The organism is Amycolatopsis sp. QT-25 (assembly GCF_029369745.1).
Classification (GTDB): Bacteria; Actinomycetota; Actinomycetes; order Mycobacteriales; family Pseudonocardiaceae; genus Amycolatopsis.
This window is the reverse complement of the sequence record NZ_CP120210.1, coordinates 4,886,879-4,904,585: the sequence shown is the minus strand read 5'-3', so window position 1 is coordinate 4,904,585 and position 17,707 is coordinate 4,886,879. Positions and strand designations below refer to the sequence as shown.

Genomic DNA, 17,707 nt, shown 5'->3' with positions numbered 1-17,707 from the left:
TAGGAGCACCACCGTGACCCACCTTCCCGAGACCGGCACCGGGGATCCCGGAGCCGAACCGATCGCGATCGTCGGACTGGACGTGCGCGTGCCCGGCGCGCGTGACGCGCGGCAGTTCTGGCGCAACCTCGTCGACGGCGTCGAGTCGATCGTGCCCGCCACCCGCGAGGAGATGATCGCCCGCGGCGCCGAACCGGACACCGTGGACGATCCGAGCTGGGTGAACGCGACCGCCGTCGTCGACGGCTTCGACGAGTTCGACGCCGAGCTGTTCGGCATGACCAGCCGTGAGGCCGAGATCACCGATCCGCAACACCGGCTGTTCCTCCAGTCGTGCCACGCCGCGTTGACCGACGCGGGCTACGACCCGACCCGTTTCGACGGCGCGATCGGCGTGTACGGCGGGTCCGGGGGCACCGGCTATCTGACGGAGAACCTGTTGCGCAACGAGCGGATCCTCGCCTCGCAGCACGGCGGGATCGGCATCTCGACCGGCAACCAGCCGAGCTACCTGACGACCTCGGTTTCGTACAAGCTCGACCTCCGCGGCCCGAGCCTGGCGGTGTTCACCGCCTGCTCGACGTCCCTGGTCGCGGTGCACCTGGCGTGCGAGGCGCTGCGCAACGGCGAGTGCGACATGGCGCTGGCAGGCGGGGTCAACCTGGAGATGCCGCACGGCATCGGCTACCTGGGCGTCGACGGCTTCACCTCGCCCGACGGTCACGTGCGCGCGTTCGACGCCGGCGCCAACGGCACGGTCTGGAGCAGTGGCGCCGGGGTCGTGCTGGTGAAGCTGCTGTCGCAGGCGATCGAGGACGGCGACCACATCCGGGGTGTCGTGCTGGGCAACGCGATCAACAACGACGGCGCCACCAAGGTCGGTTTCTCCGCGCCCAGCGTGTCCGGGCAGACGGAAGCGGTCGCGCAGGCCGTCGGCATGGCCGGTGTCGATCCGCGCACCATCGGCTACGTCGAGGCACACGGCACCGGCACCGCGCTGGGTGACCCGATGGAGATCACCGCACTGTCCACTGTGTACGGGAACGGGGCCGTGGACACCGGCTGGTGCGCGATCGGCTCGGTGAAGTCCAACATCGGTCACCTGTCGCAGGCGGCGGGCGTGGTCTCGTTGATCAAGGCCGTGCTCGTGATGGAGCACGGGCTGATCCCGCCGACCATCAACTACCACGAACCCAACCCCGGTATCGACTTCCCGGCGAGCCCGTTCTACCCGGCGCGCGAGGTGACGAAATGGGAGGCGGGCCAGGCGCCGAGGCGGGCGGGTGTCAGCTCGTTCGGCGTCGGCGGCACCAACGCGCACGTCGTGCTGGAGGAGGCTCCGGGCCCGGAGCGGTCCCGGACGCCGCATCCGGCGCACCTGCTGCGGGTCTCGGCCAACACCGCGGAAGCCCTTTCGGCCGCGGTCGACCGGCTGGCCGATCGGCTGGCCGAGGACGTCGACCTCGACCTCGCCGACGTGGCCCACACCCTGGCCGCCGGGCGCACCGAGTACGCGCACCGCGCGGTCGTCGTCGCCCGTGACGCGGAGGACGCGGTCGACGGGCTGCGGGACCCCCGCCGCCTCGTGTCCGCACAGGCCGGGGAGACGAACGTGGCGTTCCTCTTCCCCGGCCAAGGTGCCCAATACGCCGGGATGGGCGCCGAGCTGTACGAGGCAGAGCCGGTGTACGCCGCGGCCGTCGACGAGTGCCTGCGGCTGCTCGAACCCGAACTGCCGGAGCTGCGGGACCTGATCTTCCGGCCCGGTGGCGAGCAGGCGCTGCGGGAAACCCGCGTGACCCAGCCCGCGCTGTTCGTCGTCGAGTACGCGTTGGCGATGCTGTGGCGGAGCTGGGGCGTGCGGCCCGCGGCGATGATCGGTCACTCGGTCGGCGAGTACGTCGCCGCCACCGTCGCCGGGGTCTTCACCCTCCCGGACGCGCTGGACCTGGTCGCCACGCGAGGCCGCCTGATGCAGTCGATGCCCGCCGGGGCGATGCTGGCCGTCCAGCTCGACGAGGAGAGCGTCACCGCACGGCTCCCGGAAACCCTCGCCGTCGCCGGGGTGAACGGGCCTGGCACGTGCGTCGTCGCCGGACCGTCGGAGGCGGTCGCGGACTTCGCGGCGACGCTCAAGGCCGGCGGCGTGCAGTGCCGCGAGCTGGTGACCTCGCACGCGTTCCATTCGCCGATGATGGACCCGGTCCTCGCCGAGTTCACCGCGGCCGTCGCCGCCGTCGCCCGCACCGCGCCGCAACTGCCGTTCCTGTCGAACGTCACCGGCGACTGGATCACCGACGCCCAGGCCACCGATCCCGCCTACTGGGCCTCCCACCTGCGTCAGGCCGTCCGGTTCGGCGACTGCGTCAAGGCGCTGTTCGCGCGTGGCGGCCACTGGGCGCTCGTCGAATGCGGCCCGGGCCACCAGCTGTCCGGACTGGCCCGCGGCCAGGTCCCGAAGGGCCTGCCCGCGCCGCAGCCGAGCCTGCCGGGCCGCACCGAGCGCATCGGAGACGTCGAAACCCTGTACGGCGCGGCGGGTCTCTTGTGGACGAACGGGGTTTCGCTCCAGGCGCGCGCGTTCGGCGCGCCCGGCCACCGGGTACCGCTGCCCGGTTACCCGTACGCGCGCAAGCGGTACTGGGTCGACCCGGATCCGGCCACGGCCATCCGGCCCGAGCGGCCGAGCGGTCCGCTGCCCCTGTCCCGATGGTTCGCCGTCCCGGCGTGGCGGCAGGCGGAACCGGAGCTGAGACGCGTGCCTTTCGCGAACGCGCTCGTCTTCGCCGCCGACGACGTCCTGCCGGGCCTGCTGCGCGACGAAGGGGTGACGGTCACCGAGGTGCGTCCCGGTGCCGGGTTCGCCGCGACGGAGACCGGGTTCACCGTCCGGCCCGGGGTGTGCGAGGACTACGACGCGCTCGTGGCCGCGTTGCCCGCCCGGCCCGAGCGGATCGTGCACGCCTGGACGCTGACCGGGGACGAGCGCGGCATGGCCGCCCAGGACCACGGGTTCTTCAGCCTGCTCAACCTGGTCCAGGCCTGGGGCGAGCCGGTCCGGATCGACGTGCTGAGCACCGGCACCGCCGACGTCACCGGCACCGAGCTGACCCGCCCCGAGCACGCGACCCTCGCGGGCATCGCCCGGGTGGTGCCGCTGGAGGTCGCGGGCACGGTGGTGCGGTGGATCGACGTCGCCGCCGCCGATGCCGATCGCCCGCAGGACGCCGTCGCCGAGCTGTTCCGCCCGGCCGACGCGGCGGCCGAGGTCGTGCTGCGGGCAGGCCGTCGCTGGGTGCTGGACCACACCCAGCTCGAACTGCCCGCGAGCACCGAGCCGGTGCTGCGGGACGGGGGCCGGTACCTGATCACGGGCGGAACCGGCGGCATCGGCATCACGCTCGCCGAGGATCTCGCCCGCCGGGTGCGGGCGAAGCTCGTGCTGCTCGCCCGCACCGGGCTGCCGCCGCGGGCGGAGTGGGACGCGCACCTCGCCGCGCACGGCGGCACCGACCGCGCCGGGCGCGCGATGCTGGCCGTGCGGCGGATGGAGGCCGCGGGCGCGACGGTGCACGTCGTCGCCGCCGACGTCACCGACGCGGCACGTCTGCGCGAGGTACGTGAGCTGGCCGAACGCGAGTTCGGTGGCCTCGACGGGGTCGTGCACGCCGCCGGATTGCCCGGCGGCGGCGTCGCCGAGGTCAAGGAGCGGGCCGCCGCCGAAGCCGTGCTGGCCCCGAAGATCGCCGGGACGCTGGCGCTGGCCGAGGCGTTCGCCGACCTGCCGATGGACTTCGTCGCGCTGTGCTCGTCGATCACCGCGGTGATCGGCGGGATCGGGCAGGTCGACTACTGCGCCGCGAACAACTTCCTCGACGCTTACGCGCGGGGCGTCCACGGCTGGCGGGCGAGGCTCGTCTCGCATGCCTGGGGTGGCTGGGAGGAGGTCGGCATGGCCGCGGAGGTGGCCGCGCCGACCACGATCCGCACCACCCGATCGCGGGCACTCGGCCCGGTCGAGCACCCCGTGCTCACCACACGCACCGAGGACGGCGCACACGGGCTCGTCTCGGCCGCCACGCACTGGCTGCTCGACGAGCACCGGATCGCCGGGGTGCCGGTGGTGCCGGGCACGGGACACCTGGAGACCGTCCGCGCGGCGGTGGCCGCGGCGCTGCCGAAGCCCGGTGACGAGCACGTCGTCGAGTTGCGGGACGTCGTGTTCCTGGAGCCGTTCGGTGTCCCGGACGGTGCCACCGCGGAGTACCGCGTGGAGTTCGACGGCGACGAATTCACGGTGGCCAGTCATGTCGCCGGCGCGAGCCGGACCCACGTGCGCGGATCCGCCGGGTGGGTGGCGGCCGGGGCCACGTCCACTGTGGACATCGAGAAGGTGACCGGGCGGACCGAGCCGATCGACGACGGGCACGGCTTCGGCGCCGGCCGCACCAGCATGGTCACCTTCGGCCCGCGCTGGGCGGCGCTGCGCGAACACCGCATCGGTACCCAGGAGGAGCTGGCCACGATCACGGCTCCCGAGGCGGCGGCGGGTGACGCCGGTGCGTGGGGACTGCACCCGGCACTGCTCGACGTCGCGACCGCGTTCGGCCGCGGCCGGGGGAGCGGCACCTACCTGCCGATGAGCTACGGCCGGATCGTCGTGCACGACGCGCTCCCGGCGAGTTTCCGCAGCCACCTGCGCTACCGCGACTCCGGCGGCGACCAGGTGGTGGCGGCCGACCTGTCGCTGTGCGACGAGACCGGCCGTGTACTCGTCACGATCGAGGACTTCGTGCTGCGCCAGGTCGATCAGGACGCCGTCGGCGGCGGTCTGACTTCGGCGTCGACCGCGCCTGAGGTGTCCACAGTGGACACCAGGACGGCGTCGACCGGGATCCGGCCGGTGGACGGTGCCGAGGCGTTCGTCCGGGCGCTGGCCCCCGGCCTCGGCGGGCAGGTGGTGATCAGCACCCTGCCGGTGCGGGAGCTGATCGAGCACCAGGTCGGCGTCGAAGAGCTGGACGAACCCGACGAAGTGCCGGTGAAGGTGTCGGAGGACGACTACGTCGCCCCGCGCACCGAACTGGAGGCCGAGATCGCCCGTCAGTGGACCGAGCTGCTCGGCGTGGAGAAGATCGGCGTGCACGACGACTTCTTCGCCCTGGGCGGCAACTCGCTGGTCGCCATCCAGCTCATCGCCCAGGTGCGCAAGGCCACCGGTACGCGGTTGGCGATGAAGACGCTGTTCGAAGCCTCCACAGTGGCCACGCTGGCCGAGCGGATCGAGGAGCTGCGTGCCGGCAAGGCCGAGGCGCCCGCAGAACCCGCCCGGACCACCATCCCGAAGCTCGAGCGCTGAGCCTGATGGCGGATCCGAACCGGGGGTCGCGGGGGTCGTGAGTGGCGTTGCGGGTCAGCACCCGAAACGCCACTCACGGCCACCCGTACCCACCACGCCACCTTTGCCTTGCTCCTCGCGGACACGGGTCCACCCATAGAGACCGAGAACAGGAAATCATGAGCGACACGAAGGAATGGACGTTCCCGGCCTCGTTCGGGCAGGAGCGGATCTGGCTGTCCGGCCAGCTCGATCCGGCGTCCCCGGTGTACAACCTGCACTGCCAGGCCCGGCTGAACCGCCCGCTGACCGCCGCGCAGTGGCGCACCGCCCTCGGCGTCATCGTCGGACGGCACGAGGCGCTGCGCACGTCGTTCCGCATGGACGGCGGCGCACTCCTGCAGGTGGTGCACGCCCAGGTGCCGATCGAGCCGGAGGTGCACGACCTGCGGGAGCTGTCCGCCGACGCCCGCGGTGACCGGCTCGCCGAACTCGTCGGCGCCGTTTCGCGGGAGGCCATCCCGCTCGACTCGCCGCCGCCGTGGCGGGCCCAGGTGTGCCGTACGGCCGACGACGAGTGGGTGCTCACGTTCGTCGTGCACCACACCGTTTTCGACGCCACCTCGGTGCTGGTGCTCGGGGCCGAACTCGGCGAGGCGTGCGAAGCCGTGTTCGAGGGCCGCGAACCGAAACTGCCCGAACTGGCCATCCAGTACCCGGACTACTCGGCCTGGCAGCGCGGGCAGCTCGAAACGACGGGCGAACAGCTGGACTACTGGCGAACGCAGCTCGCCGGGGTGCCGCCGGTGCACGGCCTGCCCACCGACCGGCCGCGCCCGTCGGAGCTGACGTTCGCCGGTGGTCAGGTGGACTTCGTTCTCCCGGACGGGCTGATCGACCGGGTCGGGGAGTTGGGCCGGGAGCTCTCGGCGTCGCCGTTCATGGTGCTGCTGGCCGGCTACGCGGCCCTCCTGTCCCGACTGTCCAGAGTGGACGACATCGTCGTCGGCGTCCCGGTCGCCGGCCGCGACCTGCCCGAGCTGGCCGACCTGATCGGCATGTTCGTCAACCAGATGGCCGTGCGCGTCGACTGTTCGGGCGCACCCGCGTTCACCGAGCTGGTCGGCCGGGTCCGGACCACGCTGCTGGAGGCGATCGACCACAGCCAGGTGCCGTTCCAGGCGGTCGCCGAGGCGGCCGTGGCCGAGCGCGACCCCGGCGTGCAGCCGGTGTATCAGCTCGGGTTCAACTTCCTGCCCGACTCGGGGCTGGAGCCGATCCGCTCGGCCACCGCGAAGGACGACATCGCGATCGACCTGACCGCCGTGGACGGCAGGCTCGTCTACCGCACCGATCTGTTCGACCGCGAGACCGCCGAAGCGGTGGCCGACCGGTACCTGCGGCTGCTGACCGCGGCGCTGGCCGAGCCGGCTCGGCCGGTCGCGGACCTGCCACTGCTGTCGGACGCCGAGCGTGAACTGGTCCTGACCGAGTGGCACTCGGCAGAACTGTCCACTTCGGACCCGAAAACCGTGCCCGAACGGTTCGAGGCCCAGGTGCGGCGGACCCCGGACGCGCCGGCCGTCGACTTCGGCGGGGTGCGCCTGACGTACACCGAGCTGAACGCGCGAGCCAACCGCGTCGCACACCGGCTGCGCGAGCTGGGCGCCGGTCCCGGCACCGTCGTCGGCGTGTGTGTGCCGAACTCGGCGGACCTGCTGAGCGGGGTGCTCGGGGTGCTGAAGAGCGGCGCGGCCTACGTCCCGCTCGACCCGGCGAACCCCGCCCCGCGGCTGACGCTGATCCTCGCCGACGCCGGTGTCCCGTTCGCGCTGGTCACCGGGCAGTCTGCAGTGGACACCAAAACGCTGGCGCTGGACGACCCGGCCGAGTGGTCCGCCGCGGCCACCGAGGACCCGGAGCCGGCGGCCGGGCCGGGCGACGTCGCCTATGTCATCTACACGTCGGGCTCGACCGGGCGGCCCAAGGGTGTCGAGGTCGAGCACCGGGCCCTCGACACGTACCTGGCCTGGGCACGGGAGGCCTACCCCGGCCTGGCGGGCCGGGCGTTGCTGCACACCTCGGCGTCATTCGACCTCACCGTGACGACGCTGCTCGGCACCCTCACCGCCGGGGGCGCCGTGGTCGACGGTGGTCGCCCGACGTTCGTCAAGGCGACTCCGACGCACCTCGCCGTTCTCGCCGAAGAGCTGTTCCCGACGGGAGAGCTGGTGCTCGGCGGGGAAGCTCTGACCGCCGAAGCCGTTCAGCCGTGGCGTGAGCGGCATCCCGGCACCCTCGTCGTCAACGAGTACGGTCCGACCGAGGCCACGGTCGGCTGCGTCGTGCACCGGATCGAACCAGGGGACGAGCTGCCGTCCGGAGCCGTCCCGATCGGCCGCCCGGTGCCCGGCACCCGCGTGTACGTCCTCGACGAACGGCGGCAACCGGTGCCGCCGGGCGTCCCGGGCGAGCTGTACGTCGCCGGATCGCAGCTCGCCCGCGGCTATCTCGGGTCGCCGGACCGGACCGCCGAGAGTTTCACCGAGGGTCCCTTCGGCCGGATGTACGCGACCGGAGACCTCGCCCGCTGGCGCCGTGACGGCACGCTCGACTACCTCGGCCGGGTCGACGAGCAGGTGAAGCTGCGCGGCTACCGCATCGAGCCCGGCGAGGTCGAAGCCGCGCTGCGCGAGCTGCCGGAGGTACGGGACGCGGCCGTGGCGGTCCGCGGCGAGACACTCGTCGGCTATGTCGTCGGCAGCGCCGAGGGGGCGGCCGAGGCCCTGCGGAAGACGTTGCCGGACTACCTGGTGCCGACCAGGTTCGTGACGCTCGACGCGCTGCCGATGGCGACCAGCGGCAAGCTCGACCGGACCGCGCTGCCGGATTCCGAACCCGGCGAGGCACCGGCGTACGTCGCACCCCGCACCGCGGCCGAAGAACTCGTCGCCGAGGTGCTCGGCGACCTGCTCGGCGTCGACGACCTCGGCGCGCACGACGACTTCTTCGCCCGTGGCGGCAATTCGCTGCTGGCGATCCGCGCGATGTCCCGGATCCGCAAACAGGTCGAAGTCGACATCCCGGTGCGAGGGCTGTTCACCCTCACCACCGTCGCCGGGCTCGCCGCCGAAATCGAGCGGCGGCTCGCCGAGGACCTCGACCAGCTCAGCGACGAAGAAGTCCAGCGCCAGCTGGCCGAAGGCGAGCTCTCATGACCACGATCGACGAAACCGGCCGCGCGGCCGCGCGCCGCGCGCTGCTCGAACGGCGGCTGCGGCGGCGCACGGAGACGGCCGCGACCATCACGCCGCGGCCCGCCGACGCCGTCGTCCCGCTGTCCTATCAGCAGGAACGCGTCTGGTTCATGGAGCAGTTCGCACCGGGTACCGGGTCCTACCACATCCCGGTGCCGATCCGGCTCACCGGCAGACTCGACGTCGCCACACTGCAGTCCGCTTTGGACACCCTGCCCGCGCGGCACGAGGCACTGCGGATGCGGTTCCCGGCCGGGGAAGACGGGGAGCCGACCGTCCACATCGAACCCTCGGTCACCGTGGTTCTGTCCATAGTGGACGTCGGGAGCGAGGAAGCGGCCCGCGCCGCCGTCGACGCCGCCGCGGCCGAGACGTTCGACCTCGCCACGGGCCCGCTGCTGCGGGCGACCCTGGCCAGGGTGTCCGACGAGGAACACCTGCTGGTCCTGTGCACGCACCACATCGTGGGCGACGGCTGGTCGGTCGACCTGCTGCTGCGCGACCTCGCCGCGCAGTACCACGCCCTGAGCACCGGCGGTACGGCCGAGCTGCCCGCGCTGAGCATCGGGTACGGCGACTTCGCGCACTGGCAGCGCCGCACGCTCACCGGCGGCGAACTCGACCGGCAACTGGAGCACTGGCGGGCGCAGCTCACCGGGGTCGAGCCCTTGGAGCTGCCCACCGACCGGCCCCGGCCCGCCAAGCAGAGCTTCGACGGCGCGATCCACGAGTTCTTCGTCGAGCGCGACCTCGCCCGTGCCCTCGGCGAGCTGAGCCGCGGGCACGGCGTCACGCTCTTCATGACCCTGCTGGCCGCCTATCAGGTGCTGCTGGCGCGGTACTCGGGCCAGGAGGACTTCGCGATCGGCTCGTCGTCGGCCGGGCGCGGCCTGCCCGAGCTGGAGGGCGTGGCGGGCATGTTCGTCAACATGCTGCCCCTGCGTGCCCAGCTGGCGGGCGACCCGTCGTTCACGGAGCTGCTCGAACGCACCCGGCGGCACGTGCTGGACGCGTTCGACCACGCCGACGTCCCGTTCGAGCGGCTGGTGAACGCGCTCGGCGTGCCCCGCGATGTCAGCCGCTCGCCGGTGTTCCAGGCGATGTTCGTGCTGCAGAACTACGAGATGGGCCGGATGGGCGCGGCCGGTGCGTCCGATGTGGGCTTCCGCTGGCTGCCGATGGACCTGCCGGCGACCCGGTTCGACTTCGAGTTCCACGCGATCGAGGTCGAACGGGGGCTGATCGGCAAGCTCGTGTACAACACCGCGCTGTTCAACGCGGACACGGTCGCCGGGATGGCCGGGCGCCTGGTCACGCTGCTGCGCTCGATCGTCGCCGGGCCGGACCGGCGGCTGTCCGAAGTGGACATCCTCGACACCGGGCAGCGCGAACTCGTCCTGGAGCGCTGGAACGCCACGACGGCCGAGTTCCCGCAGACCACGCTGCACGCGCTCGTCGAGGAGCAGGCCGCCCGGACGCCGGACGCGCCCGCGGTGACCTTCCGCGGCGCGTCGCTGACCTACCGCGAGCTGGACGAGCGCACCAACCGGCTCGCGCACCGGTTGCGTGGGCTCGGCGTCGGGCCGGGCGTGCTCACCGGTGTGTTCGCGCAGCGGTCGTTCGAACTGGTCGTCGCGCTCCTCGGGGTGCTGAAAGCCGGTGGCGCGTACGTCCCGCTCGACCCGGAGTACCCGGCCGACCGGCTGGCGTTCATGCTGCGGGACGCGGCCGCGCCCGTCGTGCTGACGCAGGCGGCGTTGCGCGAAACGCTGCCACCGGGGGATGCGGCCGTAGTCGTCTTGGACGACCCTGCCGACCCTGCCGACCTCGCCGAGACAGCAGGGCCGCCCGAGCCGCTCGCCGGTCCGGACGATCCCGCGTACGTCATCTACACCTCAGGCTCCACGGGGCAGCCGAAGGGCGTGCCCAACGGTCACCGCGGCATCGTCAACCGGCTCGACTGGATGCAGCGCGCGTACCGCCTCGACGGCACCGATTCGGTGCTGCAGAAGACTCCGGCGGGCTTCGACGTGTCGGTCTGGGAGTTCTTCTGGCCGCTGATCACCGGGGCGCGGCTCGTCCTCGCCGAACCCGGCGGCCACAAGGACGCCGCGTACCTGCGTGAGCTGCTCGCGTCCGAAGGCATCACCACCGCGCACTTCGTGCCGTCGATGCTCACGCTTTTCCTTGCCGAGCAGGACGTCGAGACCTGCACGGCGCTGCGGCGGGTCGTGTGCAGCGGCGAGGAACTGCCGCTCGACACCGCCCGCGAGTTCACCCGGCGGCTGCCGGACTGCGAGCTGCACAACCTCTACGGCCCGACCGAGGCCGCCATCGACGTCACCGCCTGGCACTGCACGCCCGCCGCGCTCGCCGAGGTCGCGTCGGTGCCGATCGGAGCGCCGATCCAGAACATCCGGATCTACGTGCTCGACCGTGCCGGCCGGCCGTGCCCGGTCGGCGTGCCCGGCGAACTGCACATCGCCGGCGTCGGCCTCGCCCTCGGATACCACAACCGCCCGGAGCTGACGGACGAGCGGTTCGTGCCCGACCCGTTCCACGGTGGACGGATGTACCGCACCGGTGACCTCGCGCACTGGCGCCCGGACGGGACCATCGCCTTCCTCGGCCGGATCGACCACCAGGTCAAGCTGCGCGGCCTCCGCATCGAGCTGGGGGAGATCGAGACGACCTTGCGCGCCCAGCCGGGTGTGCGCGACGCCGCCGTGATCGTCCGCGAGGACACGCCGGGGGACAAGCGGCTGGTCGGGTACGTCGTCGGCGACGCCGAACCCGGCGCGCTGCGGACGGCGCTCAAGCGGAGCCTCCCGGACTACATGGTCCCCCCGTCGTTCGTCCCGCTCGACGAACTGCCGCTCACCCCGAACGGCAAACTGGACCGCAAGGCACTGCCCGCTCCGGTCGCGTCCCGTGACGCGACCAAGCAACTGGTCGCGCCGTCGACCCCGGTCGAGACCCTGCTGGCCGAAATCTGGCGGGAAGTGCTCAAGGTGGGCGAACTGGGCGTCGACGACGACTTCTTCGATCTCGGCGGCCACTCGATGCTGGCCACCCAGGTGGTGGCGCGGATCGGCAAGGCGGGGGCAGGCCAGGTCGGGGTCATGGACCTGTTCCAGCACCGCACGATCCGCGAGCTGGCGTCCTTCATGGACGGTGACACCGCCGACCGGCCGCGCCACCTGCTCTACGAGCTGACCAAGCCGACGACGCAGCGGACGCTGACCTACGTCTGCTTCCCCTACGGCGGCGGCAGCGCGATCGTCTACCAGCCGCTGGCCGACGCGCTCCCGGAGGGCTACTCGCTCTACTCGGTCGCCATCCCCGGCCACGACGTCGGACTGTCCGAAGAGGCCGTGCCCTTCGACGACCTGGTCGAGCGGCTGGCCACCGAAATCCTCGATCGCGTCGACGGCCCGCTGGCCATCTACGGCCACTGCGGTGTCGGCAACGCGCTCGCCGTCGCCGTCGCCCGCCTGCTCGAAGAGCGCGGACGTGAACTGGAGGTCGTCTACATCGGCGCGATCTTCCCGTTCGCCCGCGTGAAGGGCCCGGTGGGCACCCTGCGCACCCGGCTGGAGAAGCTGCGCAGCAACCGGTACTACTCGAACTGGCTCAAGGGCATGGGCGTCGACACCGACGACCTCGACCCGGCGCAGGCCGACCGGATCATCACGAACATGCGCGCCGACAGCCGTGCCGCCGAGGAGTACTTCAGCGGCCTGCTCGACGCCCGCGTGGCCAAGTTGCGCGCGCCGATCGTGTCGGTGGTCGGCTCCGAGGACCCGGTCACCGACTACTACACCGAGCGGTACCGGGAATGGGAGTTCCTCACCGACACCACCGCGCTCGTGGTGCTCGACCGGGCGGGGCACTTCTTCCTGCGCTATCGGGCCGACGAACTCGCGGAGATCGTCACGCGCGTGCACCCGGCGCTGGACGATCCCGGCGAGCTCGACGTCCGGGCCCGCGGTGAAGACGCGGCCTGGGCGGTGCACGAGACCTATCGGGCAGGTATGGACCACGAACCCGTGGTGCGGCCGAGCATGGCCCGGTTCGTCACGATCACGGTCGGGCAGCTGGTGTCCTCGACCGGCTCGGCGCTGACGTCGTTCGCGGTGCCGATCTGGCTCTACACCCGCACGGGCTCGGTCGCCGACCTCGGCCTGCTGTGGGCGCTCGCGCTGTTGTTCGGCGTGCTCGTCCTGCCGGTGGCGGGCGCACTGGTCGACCGCGGCGACCGGCGGCGGATCATGATCGCGGCCAGCAGCGTCGCCGGCGGGATCCAGCTGGTGCTGGCGTTGCTGCTGATCACCGGGCACGTCCAGCTGTGGTTGTTCTACGTGCTGATCCCGCTCGGGTCGGTGGCCGCTTCGTTCCAGCGCATCGCCTATCAGTCGTCGGTGGCGCAGCTGGTGCCGAAGCAGTACCTCGGGCACGCGATGGGCCTCGCCCAGCTGTCCACCGGGTTCGCCCAGCTGCTGATGCCGGTGCTCGCGGCCGGTTTGCTGGCGACGATCCAGCTCTCCGGCATCCTGATCCTGGACATGGCGAGCTACGCGTTCGCGATCGTGGGCCTGCTGTTGGTGCGGTTCCCGGATCTGCTGGGCTGGCGCCCGCGCGAACCGCTGTTGACCGCGATCGCGGGCGGGCTGCGGTACTCGTGGAACCACCGCGGCTTCCGCACGATGCTGCTGTACTTCGCGCTGGCGAACGTCTTCCTCGCCCCCGCGCTGGTGCTGGTCTCGCCGCTCGTGCTGTCGTTCGGCTCGGTCACCGACGTCGCGCAGGTGGCGCTGGCCGAGGCCGTGGGCGCGGTGGCAGGCGGGATCGGGATGGCGCTGTGGGGCGGCCCGCGGCACCGGCGGATGGTCGGCGTGCTCGCCGGCAACATCGGGATCGCGCTCGGCAGTCTGGTGATGGGCCTGCGGCCGTCGCTGATCGTCGTCGCGGCCGGGGTGTTCCTCCTGGCCGCCGCGATGTCGGTGTCACAAGGCATTTACGCGACGCTGGTGCAGGTCAAGGTGCCGCAGCGGTTCCACGGCCGGGTGTTCGCGATCAACCAGACGATCACGTGGTCGACGCTGCCGATCGGGTTCGCCGTGCTGGCGCCGCTGGCCGTCGGCTGGTTCTCGCCGCTGCTGGCGCCGGGCGGAGCACTGGCCGGGTCGGCGGGCGCACTGCTCGGTACCGGTGAGACCCGGGGCATCGGGCTCGCCTATGTCGTCTTCGCGCTGCTCCTGCTGCTGATCAACGTGGGCGGGTTCTCGATGCGGCGGCTGCGGCGGTTCGACACCGAGGTGCCCGATTCGCTGCCCGACGATCTGGTGGGGGCGCAGGAACGGGAGCGCAAGCTCGCCGGGAAGGAAGCCGCATGAGCACGGCAGTGCTGATCAGGGAGGCTCGCGGGCACTGGGTCGGCGAGGTCGCGCCGGCGATGCGGGCGGCCGGGCACCGCGTGGTGCTGCTCGCCCCGCCGCTGGACGCGGACGAGCGGGCCGCGCTGGACGGCGTGGTGGACGACGTCGTCGCGCTCGACGACGTCCACGATCCGGAAGCCGTCGCGGCGAAGGTCCGGGAGATCGGCGGCGACGCCTTGGCCGGTATCTTCACCGGCTCGGACGGCGCCATCGCGAGCACCGCCCGCGCCGCGGAACTGCTGGGGGTGACGCGCTGCCCGGCGTCGGTGTTCGCCTTGTGCGCGAACAAGTTCGCCGTCCGGGAGGCACTCGCCGCGGCCGGGCTGCCCGGGCCCGCCCACGCCTTGATCTCGTCGGCCGGCGAGGCGGCTCCGGTCGCTTCGGCGGTCGGGCTCCCGGCGATCGTCAAACCGGTCAACGGGGCGGGCAGCAATCTCGTCCGCGTCGTGTCCACTGTGGACGAGCTGGCGGCCGCGTACGAGCTGCTGGCCGCGCGGCTGCCCGAGTCCGCGGATCCGCGTTACCACCGCCGGTTGGGGACACTGGACCCCTCGACGACGTTCCTCGTCGAAGGATTGCTGTCCGGCCCGGAGTACGCGGTGGACGTGCTGGTCCGCGATGGCGTGGCCGAGCCGGTCGAGATCCTCGACAAGCCGCTGATCGACGAGCGGAAGTTCGAGCTGGCGCTGTCCTGCCCGCCCGCCGGGCTCACCGGTGACCGGGCCGGGCTGGTCACCGCGGCGGCGGTCGCCGCCGTCCGCGCGCTGGGGCTCGACAACACCTGCGCCCATGTCGAGCTGATCGACGACGTCGGCCGCGGCCCGACGATCGTCGAGGTCAACGCGGGCAGGCCCGCCGGGTCGATCATGCCGCTGCTGGCCAAGCTGCGCACCGGCATCGACGTGTTCGCCGAGCTGGCGGCGCTCGCGGTGGGCGCTCCACCGCCGGTGCGGGAACCCGCGAAACTGCCGATCCCACTGGGCATGTTGATCCTCTACGCGGCCGGTTCGGGCCGGTTGACCGGCATCGGCGGGCTCGACGAGATCGCCGAGCTGCCCGAGGTGATCGACGTCGTCACCACCGTCTCGCCGGGGCAGGTGCTCACCGACGAACAAGAGACCTACGCGGTCAACCTCGTCGTGGCCGGATTCGCCGATCACGACGACCTCGCCGCCCTGCACGCGGAGGCGAGCAAGCTCGTCCGGCTGGAACTGGAGGACGTGTGAGCACCGCGTTCGTGGTCCGGGAGACCGCCGGGCAGTGGTTCGCCGACGTCATGGCCACCGTGCGCGCGACCGGGCTGCGGGTCGAGCTGGTCACCCAGCCCCTGGAACCGGCCGAACAGGCACAACTGACGGAACTGGTGGACGGCTTCGTCTTCGTCGACGACGTCCGTGACGCCGAAGCCGTGGCCGAGGCGATCCGGGCGCGGAACACTCGTGCGGCCGGGGTGCTGACCGTCGCCGAGGGGATCATCGCGAGCGTCGCCCGTGCGGCCGAACTGCTCGGTGTCGCGCGCTGCCCGGCGTCGGTGTTCACCTTGACGCACAACAAGTTCGCGGTCCGGCAGGCGCTGGCTGCGGCCGGGTTGCCTGGGCCGCGCTGCGCGCTGATCTCCGCCGAGTCCGAGGCGGCGTCGGTGGCTTCGGCGGTCGGGTTCCCGGCGATCGTCAAACCGGTGAACGGCGCGGCGAGCAATCTCGTGCGCACGGTGTCCACCGTGGACGAACTGGCGGCGGCGTACCGGCTGCTGGCCGAGCGGTTGCCGCTGTCGGAGGACGCCCGGTACCACCGGCTCGTCGGGGGTGGGCCGTCGCCGATCGACCCGGTGAGGGCGTTCCTCGTGGAAGGCATGCTGCGCGGCCCGGAGTACGCGGTCGACGTCCTGGTGCGCGACGGTGTCGCGGAGCCGGTGGCCGTGGTGGAAAAGCCGCTGATCGACGAGCGCAAGTTCGAGCTGGGCATGGTCTGCCCGCCGCTCGAACTGTCCGAAGAGGACACCCGGCGGCTGTTCGCGGCGGCGACGGCCGCCGTGCTCGCGCTGGGCCTGGACAACACGTGCGCGCATGTGGAACTGATCGACGACGCCGAACTGGGACCGACGATCGTCGAGGTGAACGCGGGCCGCCCGGCCGGCGGCGCCCAGCCGGTGCTGCTGAAGCTCGCGACCGGCATCGACGTCATCGCCGAGGCCGTGTCGCTCGCGCTGGGCACGCCACCGCCCGCACGAGGTGCGGGCCTGCCGGTGCCGGTGGGTTACTTGATCTTCTACGCCGAGGGCACCGGGCGGTTGGTCCGCGTCGACGGCACCGACGAGGTCGCCGATCTGCCCGAGGTCCTGGAGGTCGTCACCATCGTGCGCCCCGGCCAACTGCTCACCGACGACCAGGAGATCTACGCGGTGAACGTGCTCGCCGCGGGGTTCGCCGACACCGAAGACCTCGCCGCCCTGCACGCCGAGGCCGCCAAGCTGATCCGATTCGAACTGGAGGAATCATGACCGCCGAACTCGCGGCGAACCTCGGCAGCGCCCAAAGCGCCTATAACGTCGAGGGCAACGAACACACGAAGCTCACCGTGTACGCCGCCACGGGTCCGGACTGGGTGCGCGCGCACCGCGAAGCGCTGCAGGACCGGCTGCGCGAGCACGGCGCGATCCTGTTGCGCGGGATGCCCGCCGATCTGGCGGTGTTCAACCAGGTCACCGAGGAGATCGGCGGCTCGCTGTTGACCTACACGGAACGATCGACACCGCGGTCGGTGGTTTCGGGCAACATCTACACCTCGACGGAGTACCCGGCGGCCGAGTCGATCCCGATGCACAACGAGAACTCGTACTCGGCGCACTGGCCCGCCCGCCTGTTCTTCCTGTGCGACACGGCGGCCGAAACCGGCGGCGCGACGCCGATCGCCGACAGCCGCGCGATGTACCGCCTGCTGCCGTCCGACCTGCGCGAGCGGTTCGAGGGCGGTGTCACCTACGCGCGGGCGTTCCGTGAAGGCCTCGGGCTGACCTGGCAGGAGGCGTTCCAGACCGACGACCGCCAGGCGGTGGAGGACTACTGCACCGGCAACGGCCAGACGTACGAATGGACCGACGAGGGGCTGCGCACGCGGCACGTGCGTCCGTCCTTCGTCACGGAACCGCACACCGGCGCGACGGTGTGGTTCAACCAGGCCAACCTGTTCCACGTCTCGAGCCTGGGGGAGGAGGTCAGCGAGGCGCTGCTGGACCTGTATCCCGAGGAGGACCTGCCCCGCCACGCGTACTTCGCCGACGGCTCGCCCATCCCGCAGGCGGACCTGGCCACGATCAAGGCGACCTACGACGAGGTCGGTTACGCGTTCCCGTGGCAACCGGGCGACATCATGGTGATCAACAACATGCTGATGGCGCACGGACGCGAGCCGTTCACGGGCAAGCGGCGGACCCTGGTCGCGATGACCTGACCCGGATCGGCCATTGCAGGCTACGGCTCAGCGGTGATCGGTGACCTGGACCGAACGGCGGGCGGTCTTGGGTGCGTCGCACGGACCGCACTCGTCAAGGGGGCGTGAGTGGCGATTCGGGTTATTGAGGGGTAAGCCAAACGTGTCAGGCCGCCAAAGCTTTGAAGGCCCTATCGCCGGGGTCTGACCCATTACCGTCCATGCGTAGCCTCGCGCGGAGGTTT

At 71.8% G+C, this 17,707-nt stretch carries 6 protein-coding genes; all 6 read left to right on the top strand.

Translation table 11 applies throughout. The features are described 5' to 3' along the window. The first annotated feature begins 13 nt into the window (after positions 1 to 13). Entirely contained in the window at positions 14 to 5,359 is a 5,346-nt protein-coding gene (locus P3102_RS22715) for a type I polyketide synthase (RefSeq protein WP_276361569.1), read from the top strand. A 158-nt stretch (positions 5,360 to 5,517) separates the two neighbouring features. Next, positions 5,518 to 8,556, top strand: a complete 3,039-nt coding sequence (locus P3102_RS22710) for an amino acid adenylation domain-containing protein (protein ID WP_276361568.1) — start codon at positions 5,518 to 5,520, stop codon at positions 8,554 to 8,556. Beyond that, positions 8,553 to 13,991 carry a non-ribosomal peptide synthetase/MFS transporter gene (locus P3102_RS22705; protein WP_276361566.1) on the top strand — a complete coding sequence of 1,813 codons (5,439 nt, stop codon included), beginning with the start codon at positions 8,553 to 8,555 and terminating at the stop codon, positions 13,989 to 13,991. The genes P3102_RS22710 and P3102_RS22705 overlap by 4 nt, the downstream gene beginning before the upstream one ends. Next, positions 13,988 to 15,259 carry an ATP-grasp domain-containing protein gene (locus tag P3102_RS22700; RefSeq protein WP_276361565.1) on the top strand — a complete coding sequence of 424 codons (1,272 nt, stop codon included), beginning with the start codon at positions 13,988 to 13,990 and terminating at the stop codon, positions 15,257 to 15,259. Before P3102_RS22705 ends, P3102_RS22700 begins: the two co-directional genes overlap by 4 nt. Beyond that, positions 15,256 to 16,533 (top strand): ATP-grasp domain-containing protein, encoded by a 1,278-nt coding sequence (locus P3102_RS22695; protein ID WP_276361563.1) that lies wholly within the window; start codon positions 15,256 to 15,258, stop codon positions 16,531 to 16,533. The genes P3102_RS22700 and P3102_RS22695 overlap by 4 nt, the downstream gene beginning before the upstream one ends. Further along, entirely contained in the window at positions 16,530 to 17,483 is a 954-nt protein-coding gene (locus tag P3102_RS22690) for a TauD/TfdA family dioxygenase (RefSeq protein ID WP_276361562.1), read from the top strand. Before P3102_RS22695 ends, P3102_RS22690 begins: the two co-directional genes overlap by 4 nt. The last annotated feature ends 224 nt before the right edge of the window (positions 17,484 to 17,707 follow it).